We start from the raw sequence: 22,219 nt of genomic DNA on the forward strand, positions 1-22,219 counted from the left end.
AAGAATGCGGGGCGGGACGGGCGGCGCACCGCCCGGCTCGGTATATGACGCCGACTCAGGGCGCCGGGTGGTGCTCGGCCCAGTGGCGGGCGATGTCCACGCGGCGGGTGACCCAGACGCGATCGTGGGCCTCGATGTGATCCAGGAAGCGCTGCAGGGCGCGGAAGCGTCCGGGACGGCCGAGCAGCCGGCAGTGCATGCCCACGGAGAGCATCTTCGGGGTGTCCTCACCTTCCGCGTAAAGCACGTCGAAGGCATCCCGCAGGTAGGTGAAGAAGTGATCCGCGGTGTTGAAGCCCTGAGGGGCGGCGAAGCGCATGTCGTTGGTGTCCAGGGTGTAGGGCACCACCAGATGTGACTGCTCGCGTCCCTGGCTGTCCGCCTCGCGGGTCCAGAATGGCAGGTCATCGCCGTAGTAGTCGCTGTCGTAGAGGAAGTTGCCCTCATCGAGCACCAGCCGGCGCGTGTTGGGGCTGTCGCGGCCGGTGTACCAGCCCAGCGGCTTCTCGCCGTAGAGCGACTGGAAGATCTCGATCGCCTTGCGCATGTGCTCGCGCTCGAGCTTTTCCGGGACGTTCTGGTAGTGGATCCAGCGATAGCCGTGGCAGGCGATCTCGTGACCCAGCTCCTTGAAGGCGTGGGCCACCTCGGGGTTGCGCTCCAGCGCCATGGCCACGCCGAACACCGTCAGCGGCAGGCCGCGGCGCTCGAACTCGCGCAGGATCCGCCACACGCCCGTGCGGGAGCCGTACTCGTAGATCGATTCCATGCTCAGGTGGCGATCGGGGAAGGCGGGGGCGCCGATGATCTCCGAGAGGAACTGCTCGGAACACTCGTCCCCATGCAGCACGCAGTTCTCGCCGCCCTCCTCGTAGTTGAGCACGAACTGCACGGCAATGCGTGCCTTGCCGGGCCAGTTGGCCTGGGGCGGCGTGCGGCCATAGCCGATCAGGTCACGCGGATAGTCCCCTCGGGTCGGTGAGGTCATGGCGTAGCTTCCTTCTTGTTAGGGGCTGACTCGATGGCGCATGGCGGCCATTTTGAGCAACACTAAATGTATACAATTAAAGGATAGGGTGTGCCCATTGTCGTTGCAAGATCCTCCCACCCTCAGTCGGCGGTCAGCCGCATCAGCGCCAGGCTCTGGGCCAGGCCGGCGTCCAGGGAGTCGATCAGCCGGGTCCCGGGCGGGGCGGAGAGCGCCGCGGCCAGGCCGGCGAAGGCGGCCCCGCCGACGATGATCGCATCGGGCGCGAGCCGCGCCTGCTGGTCGTCGATGGCCGCCTGGATTCGCTCGCGGGCGGCCTCGCGCTCGGCCGGCAGGACCAGGTCGCCGATCTCCACCGGCGTGATGCCCAGGCAGTGGCGCGCGACGCCCAGGTCGTGCAGCACATCCTCGATCATCCGCGGCCAGCGGCGCCCCGGGGTCACGATCGCGAAGCGCGCGCCAAGCTGCAGCGCCGAGAGCACCGAGGCCTCGAGCAGGCCGACCACCGGCACCGAACTGATCTCGCGTACCGCCGCCAGCCCCGGCTCGCCGAAGCAGGCCAGCAGCACGGCCGCGTGATCCCGTGTCTCGCGTTGCTCGAGGCTCGAGACCACGGCGGCGCCGGCCAGGGCACAGTCGCGTCGCGAGCCGATGTAGGCCACGCCCTGCTCGGCCGTCTCGGCGTCCACCTCGATCGCCTCGCCGAGAAACACCCTGGCCCGCGTGGCCATGGCGGCGGTCATGGCGGCATTGGTGTTGCCGTTAAGCATCAGCAGGCGCATCGCCTCTCCTCCGGTCGAGCTGGGGCGCGTCCCTCAGACTCCATTTTTGTATACAAGAAATCAACCCCCGAGCCAAGGGAAAGCTGCCGAGCCGTCGTGTCCCACCGCGACGGCCCGCGTCGCTGCCCTGCTCGGCGCCGGTGGATCCCGGGAGGGACCCGGGATGGCGGGCAATAAATCGCTACCGCCGCCATTGTATTCATTACACAATTAAAAATGTATGCATTTTGCTAGGAAAAATAGCGACGATCAGCTGTATACATTGAATGGCGGCACAATTTTTTCTCTAATTATTATTTATATTACTGATTTTAAAGGATTTACTGGACACCCCTGCCATCCGATTCGGACTTGATTTGCCGATCTCGGCATCCTATTTTGTGTACAAGAAACAAATTACTTGTTCACAAAAATAACGAGACAGCGAGAGACCCCATGCAGATTCGCGTCATCAACCCCAACACCACCCGCGGCATGACCGACACCATCGGTACCGCCGCCCAGGGCATCGCCGCCCCTGGCACCGTCATCACCGCCACCCAGCCGGCGCACGGGCCGGTCTCCATCGAGAGTCACTTCGACGAGGCCATCAGCGCCGTGGGCGTGCTCGAGGAGGTGATGGCCGGCGAGCGCGACGGCGTGGATGCCTACATCATCGCCTGCTTCGGCGACCCGGGCCTGCTGGCCGCCCGCGAGCTGACCCGGGCCCCGGTGATCGGCATCGCCGAGGCGGCCTTCCACATGGCTACGCTGATCAGCACCCGCTTCTCGGTGGTCACCACCCTGGGCCGCACCGGCATCATCGCCGAGCACCTGCTCGAGCAGTACGGCTTCAGCCATCACTGCCGGCGGGTCCGCGCCGCCGAGATCCCGGTGCTCGACCTGGAAGACGACGGCGACGCCGCGCTCACCCGCATCATCGAGGAGGGCCGCCGCGCCCGGGACGAGGACGGCATCGGCGCCATTGTGCTGGGCTGCGGCGGCATGGCCGACCTCACCGACGAGATCAGCGAGGCCGTCGGCCTGCCGGTGGTCGAGGGCGTGACCGCCGCGGTCAAGCTCAGCGAGGCGCTGGTCGGCCTGGGACTCGGCACCAGCAAGGTGGGCGACCTGGCCTTCCCGCGCGCCAAGGCCTTCACCGGGCGCTTCGAGCACCTGTCCCACGGCGCCGGCCTGCGCTGACGCCGACGCTTCGAGCCGAGCCGCGCATCGCGCAGGCGACCCCGGCCCCTGAACGGGTCGGACAACAACCACAACGACTGCAGCATCTTGCGAGGAGAGCACCATGACCCTCTCGACCTCCCGCGCCGTCCCCGGCGATGATACCCGGGTGAGCCACGACGCTTCCCATGACACCAAGGCCGCCGGCAGCGAATCGCTGGCCCCCCAGAAGACCCGCATCATGGGGCGCACCTCCTACCTGCTGGCCTGGTTCGGCGGCTGCGTCTCGATCGGCACCTTCACCATGGGCTCCAGCGTGGTCGGCACCCTGAACCTGCTTCAGGCGACGCTGGCGATCGCCATCGGCTGCTTCGTGATCGGCATCGCCCTGGCCCTGAACGGCGCCGCCGGCTACAAGTACGGCATCCCCTTCATGGTCCAGGCGCGCAGCGCCTTCGGCTTCGCCGGCACCCGCCTGCCGGGGCTGGTGCGCGCCGTGCCCGCCATCGTCTGGTACGGCTTCCAGAGCTGGATCGGCGCCGGCGCGCTGAACATGGTCTCGGCGACCCTGTTCGGCTTCGACAACCTGATCTTCTTCTTCATCACCTTCCAGTTCCTGCAGATCGCCCTGTCGGTGCTGGGCTTCCAGGGCATCAAGTGGCTGGAGAACATCGGCAGCGCCTTCATCCTGGCCTCGCTGGTCTACATGTTCTATAGCACCGTGCAGCGCTATGGCGACGAGCTCTCGGCGAGCATGCTGACCATGGAAGGCTCCTGGGGCATGCCGTTCTGGGGCGCCACCATGCTGTTTCTGGGCATCTACAGCACCATGATGCTCAACGTCAGCGACTACTCCCGCGAGCACAAGGAGGGCAGCGGTCCGGGGCTTCTGACCACCCTGTACGCCATGTCGATCCTGCCCTGCACCCTGTTCATGGGCCTGATCGGCTACATGGTCTCCGAGGCCACCGGCGTCGCCGACCCGGTCCAGGTGTTTGCCAACGCCGTGGACAACACCCCGCTGCTGATGACCACCCTGCTGTTCATCGCCTTCGCCCAGGTGACCACCAACGTGCTCAACAACGTGGTGCCGCCGACCTACGTGCTGATGGACGCCTTCAAGCTGAAGTTCCGTACCGCCACCGTGATCGTCGGCCTGCTGGCCTTCGCGACCTTCCCCTGGGAGCTGGTGCAGCCGGACTCCGCCGACGGCCTGCAGCTGTTCGTTCAGACCTACTCCGCCTTCCTCGGCCCGATCTTCGCCATCCTGGTGGTCGACTACTACCTGGTGCGCCGCCGCACCCTGGACCTCGGCAAGCTCTACGACGAGCAGGGGCCCTACCGCGGCGTCAACCCGGCGGCCCTGATCGCCACCGTGGTGGGCATCGCCGCTGCCCTCTCCTTCTCCTCGGTTTCCTGGTACGCCAGCCTGATCCCGGCCGGCCTTACCTACTACCTGCTGATGAAGCATTGGGCCCCCTGCCAGCGCTTCTGCCAGTAACTCGCCGACAGCGGGGATAGTCTCTCCTGCTGCCCGGCCCCTTCCCGAGGGAGGGGGCCGGGATCACCACAAGAACACAAGGCCTCTCCCATGACGGACATGACGGACCAAGAGCTGGAGATCCAGCATCGCGACCCGAGCCTCTACAACGAGGACCTGGCCCCGATCAAGAAACGCGACCGCAACTGGGGCTGGTTCGAGATCTTCAACGTCTGGTCGAACGACATCCAGAGCCTGTTCGGCTACACCCTGGCGGCCTCGCTGTTCATCTCCTACGGCCTCAACGGCTGGGCGGTGATGGCGGCGATCATCCTGGCCGGCTTCGTGGTGATGTGGCTGGTCAACCTGACCGGCAAGCCGAGCGTCAAGTACGGCGTCCCCTTCCCGGTGATGATCCGCGCCAGCATGGGGGTACGCGGCGCCAACTTCCCGGCGATGCTGCGCGCCATCATCGGCATCTTCTGGTACGGGGTGCAGACCTACTTCGCCTCCACCGCGATGGCGCTGCTGCTCACCGCGCTGTTCGGCGATCCCGGCGGCGAGTTCCTCGGCATGTCGCTGATCGGCTGGCTCTCCTTCGTGATCGTCTGGGTCTTCCAGATCGCGCTGTTCTGGCAGGGCATCGACAAGATCAAGCACTTCCTCAACTGGGCGGGGCCGCTGGTCTACGTGGTGATGGTGGCGCTGATGATCATCGTCTGGTTCCAGGCCGGCAGCGACCTGCTGCCCGCGGTGGGCACCATCTTCGGTGGCGAGAGCGAGTACCAGGGCAGCGCCATCGGCGCCTTCCTGGCCATCACCGGCACCATGATCGCCTACTTCGCCGCGGTGGTGATCAACTTCGGCGACTTCACCCGCTTCGTCAGGAGCGAGCGCGAGATGAAGCTCGGCAACCTGCTGGGCCTGCCGCTCAACGTCGCCTTCTTCTCGTTCATCGCGCTGATCATCACCGCCGGTACCCTGGCGCTGTTCGGCGAGACCCTGACCAATCCCTCGGACATCATCGAGCGGGTCGACTCGCTGCCGCTGACCATTATCGCCGCGATCACCTTCTTCGCCGCCACCGTGGGCATCAACCTGGTGGCCAACTTCATTCCACCGGCCTATGACCTGGCCAACCTCTTCCCGCGCAAGATCAGCTTTCGTATCGGCGGCCTGATCACCGCCGGAGTGGCCTTCTTCGTCGGCGCACTCTGGGTCTCGGTGATCAGCCAGATTGGTATCGCCGGCTTCGTCAATGCGCTGGGCGCCATCGTGGCCCCCTTCTACGGCATCATCGTGGTCGACTACTACCTGGTGAAGCGCCAACGCCTGAACATCCAGGACATGTTCTCAAGCGACCCCGACGGCGCCTACCACTACGTCAAGGGCTGGAACAAGCGGGCACTCGCCGCCTTCGGCCTGGCCGCGCTGTTCTCGGTCTCTTCGGTATGGGTGCCGGCCCTGGAAGCGCTGGGCGGCTATGCCTGGCTGATCGGGGCCGCCCTGGGCGGCGCCTTCTATTTCCTGCTGATGAAGGGCCAGCGACAGCCGCTCACCGCTCACTCCTGAGGGTCACTTCCCGGGGCAACTCCCGGGAGTCACTCTCAAGGGTATCCTCGAGAATAAAGCGGGCCAAAAAAGGCGCCCCGTACCCGCGGTACGGGGCGCCGTTTTTTCGCCTTTCCTCCCCGGGTTTTCACTCCCCAGGTTTCCACCCTCTCGTCCCGACCTCCCCTGGATCCTCGCGCACTTTCTACAGAAAGCCTCGCCTTCTCTTGCACAGGACATATCGCCTGAAATTCGCACAAAAGTGACTTCTTTATTCCGAAAAACACAGCACCTGACAAGGCCTTGCCTCCGTCACGTCATAGTGGCGCTTCGCTTGTCACCACTTGGCAAGACTCATCATTAAAAGCCTCATCGAAAATAACTACTTATCAATACCACCTATCGACGCATGACGGTCACTAACTGTATACATGTCTCGCCTAATCGACACCAACATCCGCCGAAAAACGGAGGACAACCCTTTCATTTTCTGGCAAAAAACTTACCCATAATTTTTCGTCGATATTATGCATTAACATACGAATTATGGCCGGATAAATCTGGCACCAAAGCCCACAATAAACTGGACCTATTAGCCGTTAATTGCGGAGTGTTAACTGTCACAACGATCCCTATAGGGTCCATGACATACGTCAGATAAAGAGGAAAAAATCACCCATCATCCCACCACCCGAGGAGCCATAAATATCGACAAGAATCGAGAGCAACGGTGGAATCGACAACAACAACTCCTGGGAGTCAACCATGAAGCCAATTGAAAAGACCCTAGCCATGACGCTGCTCGCCACCTGCATGGCGACCGGCGCGGCACACGCGAAGACCATCACCTGGGCGGACACCTCCGACGTCTATTCGATGGATCCCCACGGGCAGGCCATCAGCCCGACGCTGGCCTTCCTGCACCATATCTACGAACCGCTGGTGCGCTACAACAAGGAGCTGGAGATCGAGCCGGCGCTGGCCACCGGCTGGGAAGTGGTGGAACCTGACCTGTGGCGCTTCACCCTCCGCGAGGGGGTGACCTTCCATGACGGCAGTGCCTTCACCGCGGAGGACGTGGTCGCATCGCTGCAGCGGGCCACCCATCCGGACTCCCCCATCCGCGGCAACCTGCCCGCGGTGGCACGCGTCGAGAAGGTCGACGAGCGGACGGTCGACATTCACCTGAACGGCAACTACCCGCTGCTGCTCAACGATCTCACCAACGTCTATGTCCTCGACAAGACGTGGATGGACGAGCACGGCGCGCTGGATCCCGTCGATCCCAGCAAGGGCGAGCAGAGCTACGCCACCACGCACACCAACGGCACCGGCCCCTTCGTGCTGGACACCCGCCGTCCCGACGCCGAGACGGTGCTCACCGTCAACGAGCAGTGGTGGGACGAGGCCCAGCACAACCTGACGCGCATCGAGTTCACCCCCATCGCCTCGGACGCCACACGGGTCTCGGCCCTGCTCTCCGGGCAGATCGACATGATGCTGAGCGTGCCGCTGCAGGATATCTCGCGACTGGAGAACGCCCCGGGGTTCAACATCCTCGAGACGCCGGGACTGCGGACCATCATGCTGGCGCTCAACCAGACACCGGAGACGCTGGGAGACAGCGGTGCCGGCGACAACCCGCTGCGCGACCTGGGCGTGCGCAAGGCGCTCTATCAGGCCATCAACATGGAGCTGATCCGCGACAAGCTGATGCGCGGCAAGTCGCGCAACGCGGCCCTGCCGGTGGCCCCGGCCGTGCCCGGCTACGATGCCTCGCTCGATGAACGCTTCCCCTATGATCCCGAGGCCGCCCGGCAGCTGCTCGCCGAGGCCGGCTACCCCGATGGCTTCAGCATCGGCCTGGACTGCCCCAACGATCGCTATGTCCGCGACGAGGAGATCTGCCAGGCGATCGCCGCCATGTGGGCGCGGGTCGGCGTCGAGACCCGGGTCAATGCGCGCAATGCCAGCAACCACTGGCAGACGGCCTTGAACGGTGGCTCCGACGTCTGGATGTTCGGCTGGGCCACCCTGCCGATGCTCGACTCCTTCAGCATCCTCTCCCAGGTGCTGACCAGCCCGCACGACAAGTACGGCGCCTGGAACCCCGGCGGCTATGAAAACGCCGAGGTCGACACCCTCGTCGAGAAGATTTCCGTCGCCCAGGACGAGCAGGAACGCCTGTCGATGATCGCCGAGGCCTTCGCCATCACCAAGGCCGAGGTCCCGCTGATTCCCCTCCACCAGCAGCCGCTGATCTGGGCCACCAACGACAACATCCAGCTGCCCCAGACGCCGGATAACAAGGTGCGACTCTGGTACGCCACCGTCGAATAAGCCCGCCCTTGCGCTGGCAGGCGACGGCCCGAACCGGGCCGTCGCCCACCCCCTCACCTCCCAACGGGATAGGGCAATATCATGATTGCATTCCTGATTCGCAGGCTACTGCAGGGCGCGCTGGTCATGCTCACGGTCGCCTTCATCGCCTTCAGCATGTTTCGCTTCGTCGGTGATCCGGTCACCAACATGCTGCCCCAGGACGCCACGCTCGAGCAGCGCACCGAACTGCAGGAGCGGCTCGGCCTGAACGACCCGCTGCCCCTCCAGTTCGGCCACTTCGTCACCAACGCCGTGCAGGGTGACTTCGGCATCTCCTATCGCAACCAGCGGCCGGTCTCGGACCTGATCGCCGAGCGGCTTCCGGCCACCATGGAGATGGTCTTCGCCGCGGTGGTGCTGTCGCTGGTGATCGGCATTCCCATGGGCGTCTACACCGCCCTGCGGCGCGACAGCTGGCTCAGCCACCTGTTACAGGGCGTCTCGCTGGCCGGGATTTCCGTGCCGACCTTCGTCACCGGCATCCTGCTGATCCTGGTGTTCTCGGTGTGGCTCAACTGGCTGCCCTCCTTCGGCCGCGGCGAGGTCGTGGAGATCGGCGGCTGGAGCACCGGCCTGCTGACCGTCAGCGGCATCAAGGCGCTGATCATGCCGGTGATCACCCTGTCGCTGTTCCAGATCACCCTGATCATGCGACTGGTCAGAGCGGAGATGCTGGAGGTCCTCAAGACCGACTACATCCGCTTCGCCCGGGCGCGCGGGCTGACCAACCGAGCCGTGCATTTCGGCCATGCCCTGCGCAATACCCTGATGCCGGTGATCACCATTACCGGCCTGCAGATCGGCGCCCTGATCGCCTTCGCCATCATCACCGAGACCGTCTTCCAGTGGCCGGGCATGGGACTGCTGTTCATGCAGGCGGTGAGCTTCGTGGATATCCCGGTGATGTCCGCCTACCTGGTCATGGTGTCGCTGATCTTCGTGGTCATTAACACCATCGTCGACATGCTCTATTTCGTGGTCGATCCGCGCCTGCGCGTCGATGCGGGCAAGAACACCACCGGCGCCTGAGGAGCCTAGTTATGAGCACCGTAACGCAACGACTCAACGACGACTGGCGCAGGTTCATCGACAGTGACCTGTTCTACAGCTTTCGTCGCTCACCGATCACCATCGTCGCCTTCGTGGTGGTGGTCACCCTGATCCTGGCGGCAATCTTCGCCCCCTGGATCGCGCCCCACGATCCCTTCGATGTCAGCACGCTGAGCCTGCTCAACAGCGAGCTGCCCCCCGCCTGGGTCGCGGGCGGCGACCCGGCCTTCCTGCTGGGCACCGACGGCCAGGGACGCGACGTGCTGTCGGCGCTGCTCTACGGCGCCCGCATCTCGATCCTGGTGGGCCTGGCGAGCGTCGCCTTCGCCATGACGCTGGGGGTCTGTCTGGGCCTGCTGGCCGCCTACGTGGGCGGCACCGTCGACGCGCTGATCATGCGCATCGCCGACGTCATGATCAGCTTCCCGCCGATCCTGGTGGCCCTGCTGATCAACGGCGTCGCCCGCGGCGTCCTGCCGCCCGAGATGCAGCACGACGCCGTGATCTTCGTGCTGATACTGGCCATCGGCCTGACCACCTGGGTGCAGTATGCGCGCACCGTGCGCGGCTCCACGCTGGTCGAGAAGAACCGCGAATACGTGCTGGCCGCCCGCGTCATCGGCCTGCGCTCGCGCTCGATCATGGCCAAGCACATCCTGCCCAACGTGATCGGACCGATCCTGGTGGTGGCCACGGTGAACCTGGCGATCGCCATCCTGATCGAGGCCGCCCTCTCCTTCCTGGGCGTAGGCATGCCGCCCACCGAGCCCTCACTCGGCACGCTGATTCGCATCGGCAACGAGTTCCTGTTCTCGGGCGTCTGGTGGGTCGTGATCTTCCCCTCCGCCGTACTGGTGCTGCTGGTGCTGTCGGTGAATCTGCTGGGCGACTGGCTCCGCGATGCCCTCAACCCCAAACTGCGCTGAGCGAGGCAATCATGAGCACACACAACAACACCTCCCCCGTGCTGGATGTGAATGATCTGCACATCGAATTCGATACCCGCCACGGCGCCCTGAAGGCCATCGACGGCATCTCGCTGCAGATCGCCCCGGGCGAGATCCTCGGTGTGGTCGGCGAATCCGGCGCCGGCAAGTCGCTGACCGGTACCGCGATCACCGGCCTGCTGGAGAGCCCCGGTCGCATATCCGGCGGCGAGATTCGCCTGGAAGGCCAGCGCATCGACAACCTCTCCCAGGACGAGATGCGCCGGCTGCGCGGTCGGCGCATCGGCGCCATCTTCCAGGACCCGCTGACCAGCCTGAACCCGCTCTACACGGTCGGCCGCCAGCTCATCGAGACCATCCGCACCCACCTGCCGATGAACAGGGCCCAGGCGCGCCAGCGCGCCATCGAGCTGTTGGCCGAGGTCGGCCTGCCGGCGCCGGAGACGCGCATCGACCAGTACCCGCACCAGTTCTCCGGGGGCATGCGCCAGCGCGTGGTCATCGCCCTGGCACTGTGCGCCGACCCGAAGCTGGTGATCGCCGACGAGCCGACCACCGCCCTGGACGTCTCGGTGCAGGCGCAGATCATCACGGTGCTCAAGCGGCTGTGTCGCGAGCATGGCACCGCCGTGATGCTGGTGACCCACGACATGGGGGTGATCGCCGAGGCCGCCGATCGCGTGGCGGTGATGTACGCCGGGCGGCTGGTCGAGGTCGGCCCCGTTGCCGACGTCATCAAGCATGCCAAGCACCCCTACACCCAGGGCTTGATGAACTCCATTCCCACCATCCTCCATGATGTCGAACGCCTCGAGCAGATCGAGGGCTCCATGCCGCGACTGACCGCCATTCCCGAAGGCTGCACCTTCAACCCGCGCTGTCCGCATGCCTTCGAACGTTGTCGAGCCGAACGCCCCGACCTGATCGCCGTCGACGAGGGCGCGGCCGCCTGCTGGCTCGTCGAGGAGGGCGCCGCTCCGGCATCGCCCGCGCGAGCCACCGCCGACACGCTGGTCGAGCACCATGACTAAGGAGGCAGGGACCATGAACATGACCGAAACCATGTCAGCAAGCATGCGCGAGGCCGCGCCGCTGGCGGCCTCGCAGAACGCCGGGGCGAGCGTCGACTCGTCCGCGGAGCAACCGGTGTTTCGCATCACCAACCTGAAACGCCATTTCGACGTCTCACCGCCGCTGCTCAACCGCCTGCTGGAGCGCAAGGGCAGGCAGATCGTCAAGGCCGTGGATGGCGTCGACTTCGAGATCTACCGCGGCGAGACCTTCAGCCTGGTCGGCGAGTCCGGCTGCGGGAAATCGACCATCGCCAAGCTGGTCGTGGGGCTGAATGGCACCACGGACGGCAGTATCGAGTTCGAGGGGCAGGATATCGCCCGCCACAGCCGGCGGGACATGGACGCCGTGCGCCACCGGCTGCAGATGATCTTCCAGGACCCCTATGCCAGCCTCAACCCGCGCTGGCGGGTGGGCGAGATCATCGCCGAGCCGATCCGGACCTTCGGCCTGCTCGAGGGCAAGGCCGAGATCAAGCAGCGCGTCAAGGAGCTGCTCGAGGGGGTCGGCCTAAACGCCCAGGACAGCGAGAAGTATCCCCACGAGTTCTCGGGGGGCCAGCGCCAGCGCATCTCCATCGCCCGGGCGCTGGCCAGCAACCCCGAGTTCATCGTCTGCGACGAGCCGACCTCGGCGCTGGACGTCTCGGTGCAGGCGCAGATCCTCAACCTGATGAAGGAGCTGCAGCAGCAGCACGACCTGACCTACCTGTTCATCAGCCACGACCTCTCGGTGGTCTACCACATCTCCGACCGGGTGGGCGTCATGTACCTGGGGCGGCTCGTCGAGGTCGGCGAGAAGCACGAGCTGTTCCGCCGGCCCCAGCACCCCTACACGCGCATGCTGCTCGACTCCATACCCGACCTGGAGATGACCGGCCGCGCGCGCACGCCGGTGGGCGGCGAGGTGCCGAGCCCGCTGGATCCCCCCAGCGGCTGCGCCTTCCATCCGCGCTGCCCGCACGCCACGGCGCGCTGCCAGCAGGAGGTGCCCCTGCCGATCCACAACGTCGAACGCGGCTTCGTCGCCTGCCACGCGGTCGAGGAAGGGCGACTCATCGCCACCGACTGAGTCGCGCTCGATCACCGACAAAGGAACCACTCATGGACTTCGATTTCAGCCAGCTGACCAAGCAGGAGCGCTACAAGCTGCTGGTCAGTTTCATCGTCCCGCGGCCCATCGCCCTGGTCACCACCGTCGATGCCGACGGGGTGTCCAACGCCGGGCCGATGAGCTTCTTCAACGTGTTCGGCGACGAGCCGCCGATCCTGATCCTGGGCATCCAGCACCGCCCGGATGGACGCTTCAAGGACACCACCCGCAACATCCACGACAGCGGGGAGTTCGTGGTGAACCTGGTCAATGAGCGCATCGCGCCGCACATGATCACCACCTCCCTGGACTTCGCCCCCGAGGAGGACGAGGCCTCGGCCGCGGGGCTGACCCTGGTGACCAGCCGCCACCTGCGCGCCGGGCGTATCCTCGAGGCGCCGGTGTCCCTGGAGTGTCGCAAGACCGAATCCCTGGAGTATCCCAACCGCTCGGTGATCGTCGGCGAGGTGCTGCACATGCACGTGCAGGACGAGTACATCGACCCGGCCACGCTGCGGGTCCGCCCCGAGGCCTACCATCCCCTGGCACGCCTGCACGCCGACGCCTACCTCTACGCCGAGACGCAGTTCGAGCTGCCGCGGCCGAGCCTCGAGGAGTGGCGGGCCACCCAGGAGACCGTGGCGGAGCACGGCGCCGCCGCAGCGTGCGCTACCCCCGTCATGAGCCATGACATCGACCAGACGGTCGACTAGAGCATCGACACAACAAGGAGGCGTGCATGTCGAATCCCCTGCTGCTGCGCAACGTTCGTCCGCTCGAGGGCGAGGCCCAGGACGTGCTGATCCGCGATGGCCACATCAGCCGCGTCGGCCCGGCCCTCGAGGCGCCCGAGGCGCGCGTCGTGGACGGCCGAGGCGGCATCCTGCTCCCCGGCCTGGTGGATGCCCACACCCACCTGGACAAGACCCACTGGGGCCAGCCGTGGCACCGCCACAGCGCCGGCCCGACCATCGCCGAGCGCATCGCCAACGAACGCGAGGTCAGGCGCCGGCTCGGCTACTCGCCGGCCGAGCAGTCGGCCAACCAGGTGCGCCAGGCCATCGCCATGGGCACCACCCATATCCGCACTCACGTCGATATCGATACCGACGTCGGCCTGGCCCATCTCGAGGGCGTGCTGGCGACCCGGGAGCGCTTCCGCGACGCCCTGACCATGCAGATCGTCGCCTTTCCCCAGAGCGGGCTGCTGGTGCGCCCCGGCACCCGGGAGCTGATGGCCGAGGCGCTGCGCGCCGGCGCCGACCTGGTGGGCGGCATCGACCCCTCGAGCATGGACCGGGATCCGGTCGGGCACCTCGACAGCATCTTCGCCCTTGCCGACCAGCAGGGACGCGGCGTGGACATCCACCTGCACGAACCCGGCATGCTGGGCGCCTTCGCCCTCGAGCTGATCGCCGAGCGCACCGCGGCGCTGGGCATGCAGGGACGGGTCACGGTGAGCCACGCCTTCTGCCTGGGCATGGTCGACGACGCCTACCTCGAGCAGCTGACGACGCTGCTGATCGACAACCGCGTCGCCATCATGACCCACGGCCCCGGCCACATCGAGTTCCCCCCGGTGCGCCGTCTGCTCGACGCCGGCGTCACCCTGTGTTGCGGCTCCGACGGCATCCGCGACTCCTGGGGACCCTACGGCAACGCCGACATGCTGGAGCGCGCCATGCTGGTGGGCTTTCGCAGCGGCTTTCGGCGCGACGAGGACCTCGAGGACACCCTCGGCATCGTCACCCAGGGCGGCGCAACGGTCATGGAGGCCGAGGCCTACGGGGTGGCGCCAGGCTGCCGGGCCGACCTCGTCGTGGTGGCGGGCGAGACCCGCGTCGAGGCGATGATGAATCGTGCCCCGCGCATCGCCGTGATCAACAACGGCCGCCTGGTGGCCGCCAACGGCGACTGCCTGATCTGAGACCGACCGATCCCATACAGGAGGCCTCGATGACGAGGACACTGATTACCGGCCGCTACGTCGTCGGCTACGACGGCCAGGGCCATGTCATCCTCCCCGACGGGGAGGTCGTCTATGAGGGCGACACCATCATCCACGTCGGCTACGGCTACGCGGGGCCGGTGGACGAGCGCATCGACGCCGGCAACGCCGTGGTCGGCCCCGGCTTCATCGACCTGGACGCCCTGGCGGATCTCGACTCCACGGTGCTCGGTTTCGACAACGCGCCGGGATGGCGCCACGGCCGGGTCTGGGCCAGCTCCTACGTCGAGCGCGGCCCGCGCGAGGCCTACACGAGAGAAGAGGAGGATGCCAAGAAGGAGTACGCCTTCACGCAGCTGCTGCTCAACGGCGTGACCACGGCGCTGCCCATCACCTCCCTGCTCTACCGGGAGTGGGACGAGACCTACACGGAGTTCGCCAGCGCCGCGGCGATCGGCGCCGAGCTCGGCATCCGCCTCTACCTGGGGCCGGCCTACCGCACCGGGGCCTCGGTGATCCACCCCGACGGGCGCTTCGACATCCACTGGGACGAGGCGCGGGGCCGACGTGGCCTCGAGGCCGCCATCGAATTCATCAAGGATTACGAGGGCTACGCCGACGGCCTGGTGCGCGGCATGCTGGCGCCCGATCGCATCGAATGCTGCACCCGGGACCTGCTGGAGCAGACGGCCGAGGCCGCCCGCGCCCTCGACTGCCCCGTGCGCCTGCACTGCTGCCAGTCGCCGCTGGAGGTCGAGACCATGCAGGCGCGCTTCGGCCGCTCCTCCATCGGCCTGCTGGACGAGATCGGCTTCCTGGACCGCCGCGCCCTGCTGCCCCACGGCATCCGCCTCGGCGGCCAGCAGCCGACCCCCGCGACTATCGAGCGGGACCTCGACGCCCTGGCGGCCGCCGACGCCACCCTGGTGCAGTGTCCGCTGGTGAGCGCGCGCATGGGGCACTTCATGGATTCGTTTGCCAAGATGCAGCGCCGCGGCATCAACGTCGGCCTGGGCACGGACACCTTTCCCCCGGACGTCATCACCAACCTGCACACGGGCATCATGGCGACCCGGCTGATGGAGGGCGACGAGTCGGCCTGCTCGGCGGCCGACTACTACACGGCCGCCACCCTGGCCGGGGCCAAGGCCCTGAACCGTCCCGACCTGGGCCGGCTCGCGCCGGGGGCCAAGGCCGATATCACGGTCTTCGACCTGAGTGGCTTCCACCTCGGCCAGCTCATCGATCCCATCCAGACCATGATCATGAGCGGCTCCGGGCGGGACTTCACGCGGGTCATCGTCAACGGCAGGACGATCGTCCACGATCGGCAGATCAAGGGCATCGACCTCACTCGACTGGCCGATCAGGCGCAGCGTCAGTTCGATCGCCTGCGCGCCTCCTATCCGGAACGCACCCACCTCCACCCGCCGGAACACGAGATCTTTCCCGGCGCCTTTCCGCTCCGCCGCACCTCTCTGTAACGCCGACCCCGGCGGCCGAGAGGCGGCCCACAACGCGACGCGCCCCGTGCCAGTGGCACGGGGCGCGTCGTCGTTCGGGCGCTGAGATGGGAGAGGAGACGAGAGGAAAGGCGCTAGCCGGAGAAGATCTCGAACAGGTCCGGCGCCTCGTCCTCCTCGACATGGATCGACAGCGAGGCCTCGATGGCCTTCAGGTGGCGGCCCATGAAGGCCTCGGCGCGCTCGCCGTTGCCGGCCTCCAGATAGCCGATCAGGTCGTCGTGGTCGTGGGACTCGCAGCCGAGATGGCCCGCGTTGCCGTAGACCGCGAGGATCAGCGAGGAGCGCGAGCAGAGCCGCTCGACGAAGTCGGCCAGGGTGGCGTTGCCCGAGATGCTCGCCAGGCGCGTATGGAAGTCCGCCGAGAGCCGGATCGCCGTGCTCTGCTCGCCGGACCTCAGGGCCTGTCGCTCGCGCGTGGCCATGTCGCGCAGCGCGGCCAGGTCCTCGGCGGTGATGCGCCTGGCGATCTCGGGCATCAGGCCGCACTCGACCATCAGCCGCGCATCGAAGACGTCCTTGGCCTCGTCGGCGGTGGGCCGCGTCACGCTGGCCCCGCGGCGCGGCGTCAGGGTCACCAGCTGCTCCAGGGCCAGGCGCTGCAGGATCTTGCGGATCCCGGTGCGGCTGACGCCGAACACCTCGGCCAGGGCATCCTCGCGCAGGCGCGCCCCGGGCTTGAGGCGATGCTCGATGATCGCATCGCTGATCGACTGGTAGATCGCCTCGTGACGCTTGGGGCCGTCGCCGTTCTTGCCGGGGCGACCGCCGCCGTCGCTGGACTTGCCCTCGGCAACGAACTGACGCTGGTTCATGGACGCTACGCCTCCCTGAAAAAACCCGATATGCCGATCATTGTATACGCTTTCAGACCCCCAACACGACAGCCGCCCGCCAAAAAGGCGGGCGGCTGTCAACGACGTGATGGCGCGACCTCAGCTCAGGGGGTCCAGGCGGCCACCACGGCACGCTCCTCGTCGGTCATCTTGGTGATGTTGCCCAGCGGCATGTAGCCGCTCGCCACGACCTGCCGGACCTGATCGATCTGGCGCAACAGCTGCTCCTCGGTCTCGAGGATCACCCCGGCCGGGGCCGCCGCGAAGCCGGCATGCTCGGGCGACTGGGCATGGCAGCTCACGCAGCGCTGCTCGATGATCGCGTGCACCTCGCTGAGCGAGCCCGAGGCGGTCTGCACCTGTTTCTCGTCACTCACCGAGGACGACACGGCGGCGGTGGCCACGTTGTCGTCGGCGCTCGGCGCCCCGACCCAGATCGCCACCAGGATCAGCGCGACGCCCGCCGCCGGGTAGGCCGGCTGGAGGGAACCCGCGTGCATCAGCACGAAGAACTGGCGGATCAGCGCGCCGGCGAAGATGAACAGCGCCATGATCACCCAGGAGAGCTCGTGGGTGTAGGTGAAGGAGTAGTGGTTACTGAGCATCAGCAGCACCACCGGCAGCGTGAAGTAGGTGTTGTGCACCGAACGCTGCTTGCCGCGCTTGCCGTCGATCGGGTTCGGCGTCTCGCCGGCCTTCATCGCCTTCACCATGCGGCGCTGGCCCGGGATGATCCAGAAGAAGACGTTGGCCGACATGGCCGTGGCCATCACCGCGCCGGTGAGCAGGAAGGCGGCGCGGCCGGCGAAGATCTGGGTGCTCAGGTAGGCGACCACCACCATCATCACCGCCACGGCCAGGCTCAGGATGCCGTCGCGTTCCATGTTGGGGCTGATGCGCTTGCACAGCTCGTTGTAGACCACCCAGCCCGACAGCAGGAAGAGCACCGCCACCGCGTTGGCCTGCCAGCCGGTCAGCTCGGCGGCCCAGGCCCAGTCGCTGCCCGGGTTGACCAGATAGAAGCCGGGGTTGGTCATGTAGAGCAGCACGAACAGGCCGAAACCGGAGAGCCAGGTGGTATAGGCCTTCCAGAACGACCAGTGCAGGTCCGCGGGCAGCTTGGCCGGGGCGCTGGCGTACTTCTGGTTGTGGTAGAAGCCGCCGCCGTGCACGGCCCACATCTCGCCGAACACGCCCTTCTGCTTGTCCTCGTCGGCCTTGGGCGGTCGCAGGCCGTTGTCCAGCATCACGAAGTAGATGGACTCGCCGATCCAGGCGACGGCGGCGATCACATGCAACCACCGCAACAGGAGGTTGGCAAAGTCCAGTAGATACGCTTGCATGAGTCAGCTCTCGTCTTGTGCGTTGTTAGTCATCGCCCGGGCAGGGGGAGACCCGGGCAGGCGGCGCCGAGTGGGCTCAGCTGCCGCGATAGGTGGAGTAGCTGTAGGGCGATACGAGCAGCGGCACGTGATAGTGCTGGGAGGCGTCGGCGACGCCGAAGCGCAGCGGGATCACGTCGAGAAAGCGCGGGGTGTCGCCGGCCAGGCCCTGACGATCGAGGTACTCACCGGCGTGGAAGACCAGCTCGTATTCGCCCGTCGTGAGGGCCTCGCCCTCCAGGATCGGCGCATCGCAGCGGCCGTCGTCGTTGGTCACGACCTCGCCGATCCGGTGGCGGCGCTGGCCCTCGAGGCGATAGACCTCGATACGAATGCCCTGCCCCGGCCGGCCCTGTGCCGTGTCCAGCACGTGTGTGGTCAAGCGTCCCATGAGTCTCTCCTCTCCGCGATAGCCGGCTCCCATGGCGCGGGTGGCCGGCGAGCAAGTGTATGGCGACGACCGGGTCGTCCTTCCGGATGTCGATACACACATTTTTAGCTCGAAAGGGAGTACATTTCAAAGCATTTTTTGTATACAGTCGAAGTCTGTCTTGCGAGACACGCATCACCACCCGCAACGGAGGTCACGGCATGAGCGACAACACCCTTTCCCCTCGCCCCAGCGAGCTCGATCAGGCGCGCTTCATCGAGCAGTACGGCGAGATCTACGAGCACTCCCCCTGGGTGGCCGAGCTGGCCTGGCAGCAGGGCCTTGGCAGCGAACAGGACACCCCCCAGGGCCTGGCCGAGGCCATGGGTCGGGTGCTCGCTAGCGCCAGCCCCGAGCGCCAGCTCGAGGTGATCCGCGCCCACCCGGACCTCGCCGGCAAGGCGGCCATCGCCGGAGAGCTCACCGACGACTCCACCCGCGAGCAGGCCGGCGCCGGCCTGGACCAGTGCACCCCCGAGGAGATGGCGCGGTTCGAGCGCCTCAACGCCGCCTACAAGGAGAAGTTCGGCTTCCCCTTCGTGATGGCCGTCAAGGGCAACGATCGTCACGACATCCTGGCCGCCTTCGAGACGCGCCTGGAGAACGACCAGGCCGAGGAGCGCCGCACCGCGGTCGAGCAGATCAACCACATCGCCCGCTTCCGCCTGGAGGCCCGCCTGGGCTGAGCCCCGGCGGATCGGCGTCCTTCGGGGCCCGCCGAGATCGCCTTTGCACATACGAGCCGCCGGCACCCGCCGGCGGCTCGTTTTTCATGTCGACCCACGCATCGCCGTCTCATCCACTCCGCGATGACACCCTCTCCGACACGAAGACGCGGGCGCCCGGCCGATCCTTGGCCGGGCGCCCGCGACTTACTCGCGATGAGTCGCGTGTCGCGTCGTTACTTCGTGGTGCCGGGGGTGGCAGCCGAGCGGCCATTGCCGCCATCGATCGACTCGCCAGCCGCCGCGGCGGCCGCCTCGGCATCCGCCTTGGCGATCTCCTCACGCTCTCGCGCCTCGTCCGACAGCGACTTCTTCGGCAGCACGATGTTGAGCACGAAGGCGGTGATCGCCGCCACCACGATGGGCGCACCGCCGATCACGTTCTGCAGCATCGCCGGGAACTGCTCGATGGCCGAGGGCACCGAGGAGATACCCAGGCTCAGCGCCAGCGCCAGACCGACGATGGTCATGTTGCGGGCGGAGAGCTCGTCTTTGATCAGCAGCTGGATGCCGGTCATGGTGATCATGCCGAACACCGTGATGGTGGCCCCGCCCAGCACCGGGTAGGGGATGGTGGTCATGATGGCACCGAACTTGGGACTGAGCCCCGCCGCGATCATGAACAGGCCGGCGATGGCCAGCACCGAGCGGCTGATCACCTTGGTCATGGCCACGATGCCGACGTTCTGGCTGAAGGTGGAAGTCGGCAGGGCGCCGAAGAAGGCGCTGGCCGCGGTGGTCAGGCCGTTGCCCAGCAGGCCACCGGTCAGCTCCTTGGTCTTCAGCTCGCGGTTCATGCCCGCCACGCTGGTGGCCGAGAGATCGCCGATGGTCTGCACCGAGTTGATCACGCAGATCACCACCATGGAGACGATGGCGGCGGTGTGGAACTCCATCTCGAACGGCATCACCTCCGGCACGGCGATCCAACGGGCGTTGGCCACGGCGTCGAAGCTGACCATGCCGAGCGAGAGCGACAGCAGGTAGCCGACCAGGATGCCGACGATGATCGCCGAGAGCTTGACCACGCCGCGCCCGAACTGGGAGGCCGCCAGCACGGTCAGCAGCGTGACGATCCCCACCAGCCAGTTGAGCGGCTCGCCGAAGTTCGGCGCGTTGACGTTGCCGCTGCCGGCCATGTAGCGGATCGAGATGTCGTAGAGCGAGAGGCCGATGACCAGCACCACGGTGCCCGCGACGACCGGCGGAAACAGATGGCGGATGTACTGGATGAAGTAGCCCACCACCATCATGGTGATGCCGCCCACCAACTGGGCGCCGAGGATGCCCTCGATGCCGAACTGGCCACCCACGGCGATCAGGGTCGGCACGTAGGCGAAGCCCACGCCGAAGATGGCCGGCAGGCGGGCACCGAACTTCCAGACGCCATAGAGGTGGAACAGGGTGCAGATCCCCGAGGCCAGCACGGCGATCTGGATCAGCAGCAGCTTCTCTCCCGGGGTCGCCCCCACCACGCCGGCGATGATGATCGGCGGGGTGATGACGCCGGCGATCATCGCCAGCACGTGCTGCAGGGAGAGCGGCAGGGCCTTCGCGAAGGGTGGCCTGCCGTGGAAATCGAAGATCGAGGTATTCCTGGGATTGGTTGGCATGGTTGGACCACAGCCTTTGTTATGAGGGGAGGGAGCGATAATTGTTGTATGCCAGCAAAGCTGCCACATTGTCGTACGATTTGAAATGCAACTAAATACAAAGTCGTACACAGTGACGGTAGGCAAACGTATACATTTATCGTCGACAGCAGGTCGCGATGGCCCGCAGGCCTCGCCTGCGCGTGTTAGAGGTGCCACTCCAGCTGGAGCATCAGGGCATCGGTATCCACGCCCGGCTTGTCCTGATTGCCGAACTTGTTGCGCCAGTACTCATAGCCGGCGCCGACCCAGAGGGTGTTCTCCCCCATGCCGCCGAGCTGCCCCACGTCGAGCATCAGCGAGGTGCGCATCAGCTGCTCGGCCGCGGTCTCGGCACCGAAGTAGTCGTCGCCCTTCTCGCCGTTGAGGTTGTAGAAGCCCTGAAACTTCATCGGCAGCGCCCCCGCCTCGAACGGCAGGCCCCAGGCCAGGTTGAGCTGGTAGTAGGGGTCGAAGCTGATGTCGGTCTCGTTGCCCGGCGCCGCGCAGGCGTCGAGGCCGCAGTGGTTCCACTCGTAGGAGTAGAAGAGGCTCACGTCGAGAAAGCCCCGGGGCACGTCGAACTTCAGGGTCGGCCCTACCACTACCTGCCGCTTGCGCGGCGCGAAGGCGGTGTTCTTGGTGTTGAGATCGAAGCCGCCGCTCAGCGCCACGTCCTTCACCGGCCCGAAGGCCAGCGGCACGCCGAACACCTTGCCGACGTGCAGCTGGTGGCGATAGACCAGATAGGCCTCGGTCGCCCCCTCGTCGCTGTTGCGGGCGGGATCGGCGCTGTCGGACTGCAGCAGATCGAGGTTGAAGAAGTTCTGGCCCAGCGAATAGCCGCTCGCGTGGGTGAGCTGCAGAACGTGCTTGGCAACGTCATCGGAATTGCCGGGTTCCTGGAACTGGGTGCCGTAGCGATAGCCGATGGCGGTATCGCTCCAGGTGGCGGCCTGAGCCGTGACGGACGCGACGGCGAGGCACAGGGCCGCACCCGCGGCCAGCGGCAGGGAGGAGCTGTGGGACATGGAAAGCATCTCCGGTTGTTGGTGTTATACCGAGACCGTTCCGCGCCGATGTGCATCCAAGGGATGTCGCCACCGGACGGATAACATGTCCAACCCTACCGAACAATTTTGTATACTGGAAATGATTTCCGTTAAATACATAAACGGGACACATTCCCGCAGCAGGGCGGCCGGCAGACGCCCGCCAAGCACCCACCCGGCGGGGCGAG

At 66.2% G+C, this 22,219-nt stretch carries 19 protein-coding genes; 12 read left to right on the top strand and 7 right to left on the bottom strand.

Annotation, left to right across the window (positions count from 1 at the left end; all coding sequences use genetic code 11):
- Positions 1-55: 55 nt before the first annotated feature.
- Together puuE and ABE957_RS09580 are read right to left on the bottom strand one after the other, a co-directional pair.
- Positions 56-988 carry an allantoinase PuuE gene (gene puuE / locus ABE957_RS09575; RefSeq protein WP_349758450.1) on the bottom strand — a complete coding sequence of 311 codons (933 nt, stop codon included), beginning with the start codon at positions 986-988 and terminating at the stop codon, positions 56-58.
- 122 nt (positions 989-1,110) lie between these two features.
- The gene (locus ABE957_RS09580; protein WP_349758451.1) at positions 1,111-1,770 is read right to left on the bottom strand and encodes an aspartate/glutamate racemase family protein; all 660 of its coding nucleotides are present in this window, start codon (positions 1,768-1,770) and stop codon (positions 1,111-1,113) included.
- 435 nt (positions 1,771-2,205) lie between these two features.
- Between ABE957_RS09580 and ABE957_RS09585 the strand changes: the two genes are divergently transcribed.
- From ABE957_RS09585 to ABE957_RS09635, 11 genes are all read left to right on the top strand, one after another.
- Positions 2,206-2,952, top strand: coding sequence for an aspartate/glutamate racemase family protein (locus tag ABE957_RS09585; protein WP_349758452.1), 747 nt, complete (start codon positions 2,206-2,208; stop codon positions 2,950-2,952).
- A gap of 103 nt (positions 2,953-3,055) precedes the next feature.
- Positions 3,056-4,432 (top strand): NCS1 family transporter, encoded by a 1,377-nt coding sequence (locus tag ABE957_RS09590; RefSeq protein ID WP_349758453.1) that lies wholly within the window; start codon positions 3,056-3,058, stop codon positions 4,430-4,432.
- Between the two features lie 99 nt (positions 4,433-4,531).
- Positions 4,532-5,983, top strand: coding sequence for an NCS1 family nucleobase:cation symporter-1 (locus ABE957_RS09595; RefSeq protein ID WP_349758454.1), 1,452 nt, complete (start codon positions 4,532-4,534; stop codon positions 5,981-5,983).
- Between the two features lie 744 nt (positions 5,984-6,727).
- Positions 6,728-8,302, top strand: a complete 1,575-nt coding sequence (locus tag ABE957_RS09600; protein ID WP_349758455.1) for an ABC transporter substrate-binding protein — start codon at positions 6,728-6,730, stop codon at positions 8,300-8,302.
- Positions 8,303-8,383: 81 nt separating this feature from the next.
- On the top strand, positions 8,384-9,373 hold the full coding sequence (locus ABE957_RS09605) for an ABC transporter permease (RefSeq protein ID WP_349758456.1): 990 nt from the start codon (positions 8,384-8,386) through the stop codon (positions 9,371-9,373).
- An 11-nt stretch (positions 9,374-9,384) separates the two neighbouring features.
- Entirely contained in the window at positions 9,385-10,320 is a 936-nt protein-coding gene (locus ABE957_RS09610; RefSeq protein WP_138182070.1) for an ABC transporter permease, read from the top strand.
- 11 nt (positions 10,321-10,331) lie between these two features.
- Positions 10,332-11,372: an ABC transporter ATP-binding protein gene (locus ABE957_RS09615; RefSeq protein WP_349758457.1), complete on the top strand. Its 1,041-nt coding sequence runs from the start codon at positions 10,332-10,334 to the stop codon at positions 11,370-11,372.
- A gap of 13 nt (positions 11,373-11,385) precedes the next feature.
- Complete coding sequence (locus ABE957_RS09620; protein ID WP_349758458.1) at positions 11,386-12,483, top strand: ABC transporter ATP-binding protein; 1,098 nt, start codon at positions 11,386-11,388, stop codon at positions 12,481-12,483.
- A gap of 32 nt (positions 12,484-12,515) precedes the next feature.
- Positions 12,516-13,217 (top strand): flavin reductase family protein, encoded by a 702-nt coding sequence (locus ABE957_RS09625; RefSeq protein ID WP_349758459.1) that lies wholly within the window; start codon positions 12,516-12,518, stop codon positions 13,215-13,217.
- A gap of 26 nt (positions 13,218-13,243) precedes the next feature.
- Positions 13,244-14,431, top strand: a complete 1,188-nt coding sequence (locus ABE957_RS09630) for an amidohydrolase family protein (RefSeq protein ID WP_349758460.1) — start codon at positions 13,244-13,246, stop codon at positions 14,429-14,431.
- A gap of 29 nt (positions 14,432-14,460) precedes the next feature.
- Positions 14,461-15,936, top strand: coding sequence for an amidohydrolase family protein (locus tag ABE957_RS09635; RefSeq protein WP_349758461.1), 1,476 nt, complete (start codon positions 14,461-14,463; stop codon positions 15,934-15,936).
- A gap of 113 nt (positions 15,937-16,049) precedes the next feature.
- On the opposite strand, the gene ABE957_RS09640 is transcribed toward ABE957_RS09635, so the two are convergent.
- The 3 genes from ABE957_RS09640 to uraH form a co-directional block, all read right to left on the bottom strand.
- Positions 16,050-16,790, bottom strand: a complete 741-nt coding sequence (locus ABE957_RS09640; protein ID WP_349758462.1) for a GntR family transcriptional regulator — start codon at positions 16,788-16,790, stop codon at positions 16,050-16,052.
- A 125-nt stretch (positions 16,791-16,915) separates the two neighbouring features.
- The gene (locus ABE957_RS09645) at positions 16,916-18,154 is read right to left on the bottom strand and encodes a urate hydroxylase PuuD (protein WP_349758463.1); all 1,239 of its coding nucleotides are present in this window, start codon (positions 18,152-18,154) and stop codon (positions 16,916-16,918) included.
- 76 nt (positions 18,155-18,230) lie between these two features.
- Positions 18,231-18,584 carry a hydroxyisourate hydrolase gene (gene uraH, locus ABE957_RS09650; protein ID WP_349758464.1) on the bottom strand — a complete coding sequence of 118 codons (354 nt, stop codon included), beginning with the start codon at positions 18,582-18,584 and terminating at the stop codon, positions 18,231-18,233.
- A gap of 200 nt (positions 18,585-18,784) precedes the next feature.
- Between uraH and uraD the strand changes: the two genes are divergently transcribed.
- Positions 18,785-19,309: a 2-oxo-4-hydroxy-4-carboxy-5-ureidoimidazoline decarboxylase gene (uraD, locus tag ABE957_RS09655; protein WP_349758465.1), complete on the top strand. Its 525-nt coding sequence runs from the start codon at positions 18,785-18,787 to the stop codon at positions 19,307-19,309.
- Positions 19,310-19,524: 215 nt separating this feature from the next.
- On the opposite strand, the gene ABE957_RS09660 is transcribed toward uraD, so the two are convergent.
- Positions 19,525-20,961, bottom strand: coding sequence for a uracil-xanthine permease family protein (locus ABE957_RS09660; RefSeq protein ID WP_349758466.1), 1,437 nt, complete (start codon positions 20,959-20,961; stop codon positions 19,525-19,527).
- A gap of 185 nt (positions 20,962-21,146) precedes the next feature.
- Positions 21,147-22,010: a hypothetical protein gene (locus ABE957_RS09665; RefSeq protein ID WP_349758467.1), complete on the bottom strand. Its 864-nt coding sequence runs from the start codon at positions 22,008-22,010 to the stop codon at positions 21,147-21,149.
- Between the last annotated feature and the right edge of the window lie 209 nt (positions 22,011-22,219).

The organism is Halomonas pelophila, assembly GCF_040196315.1.
Lineage (GTDB): Bacteria > Pseudomonadota > Gammaproteobacteria > Pseudomonadales > Halomonadaceae > Halomonas > Halomonas pelophila.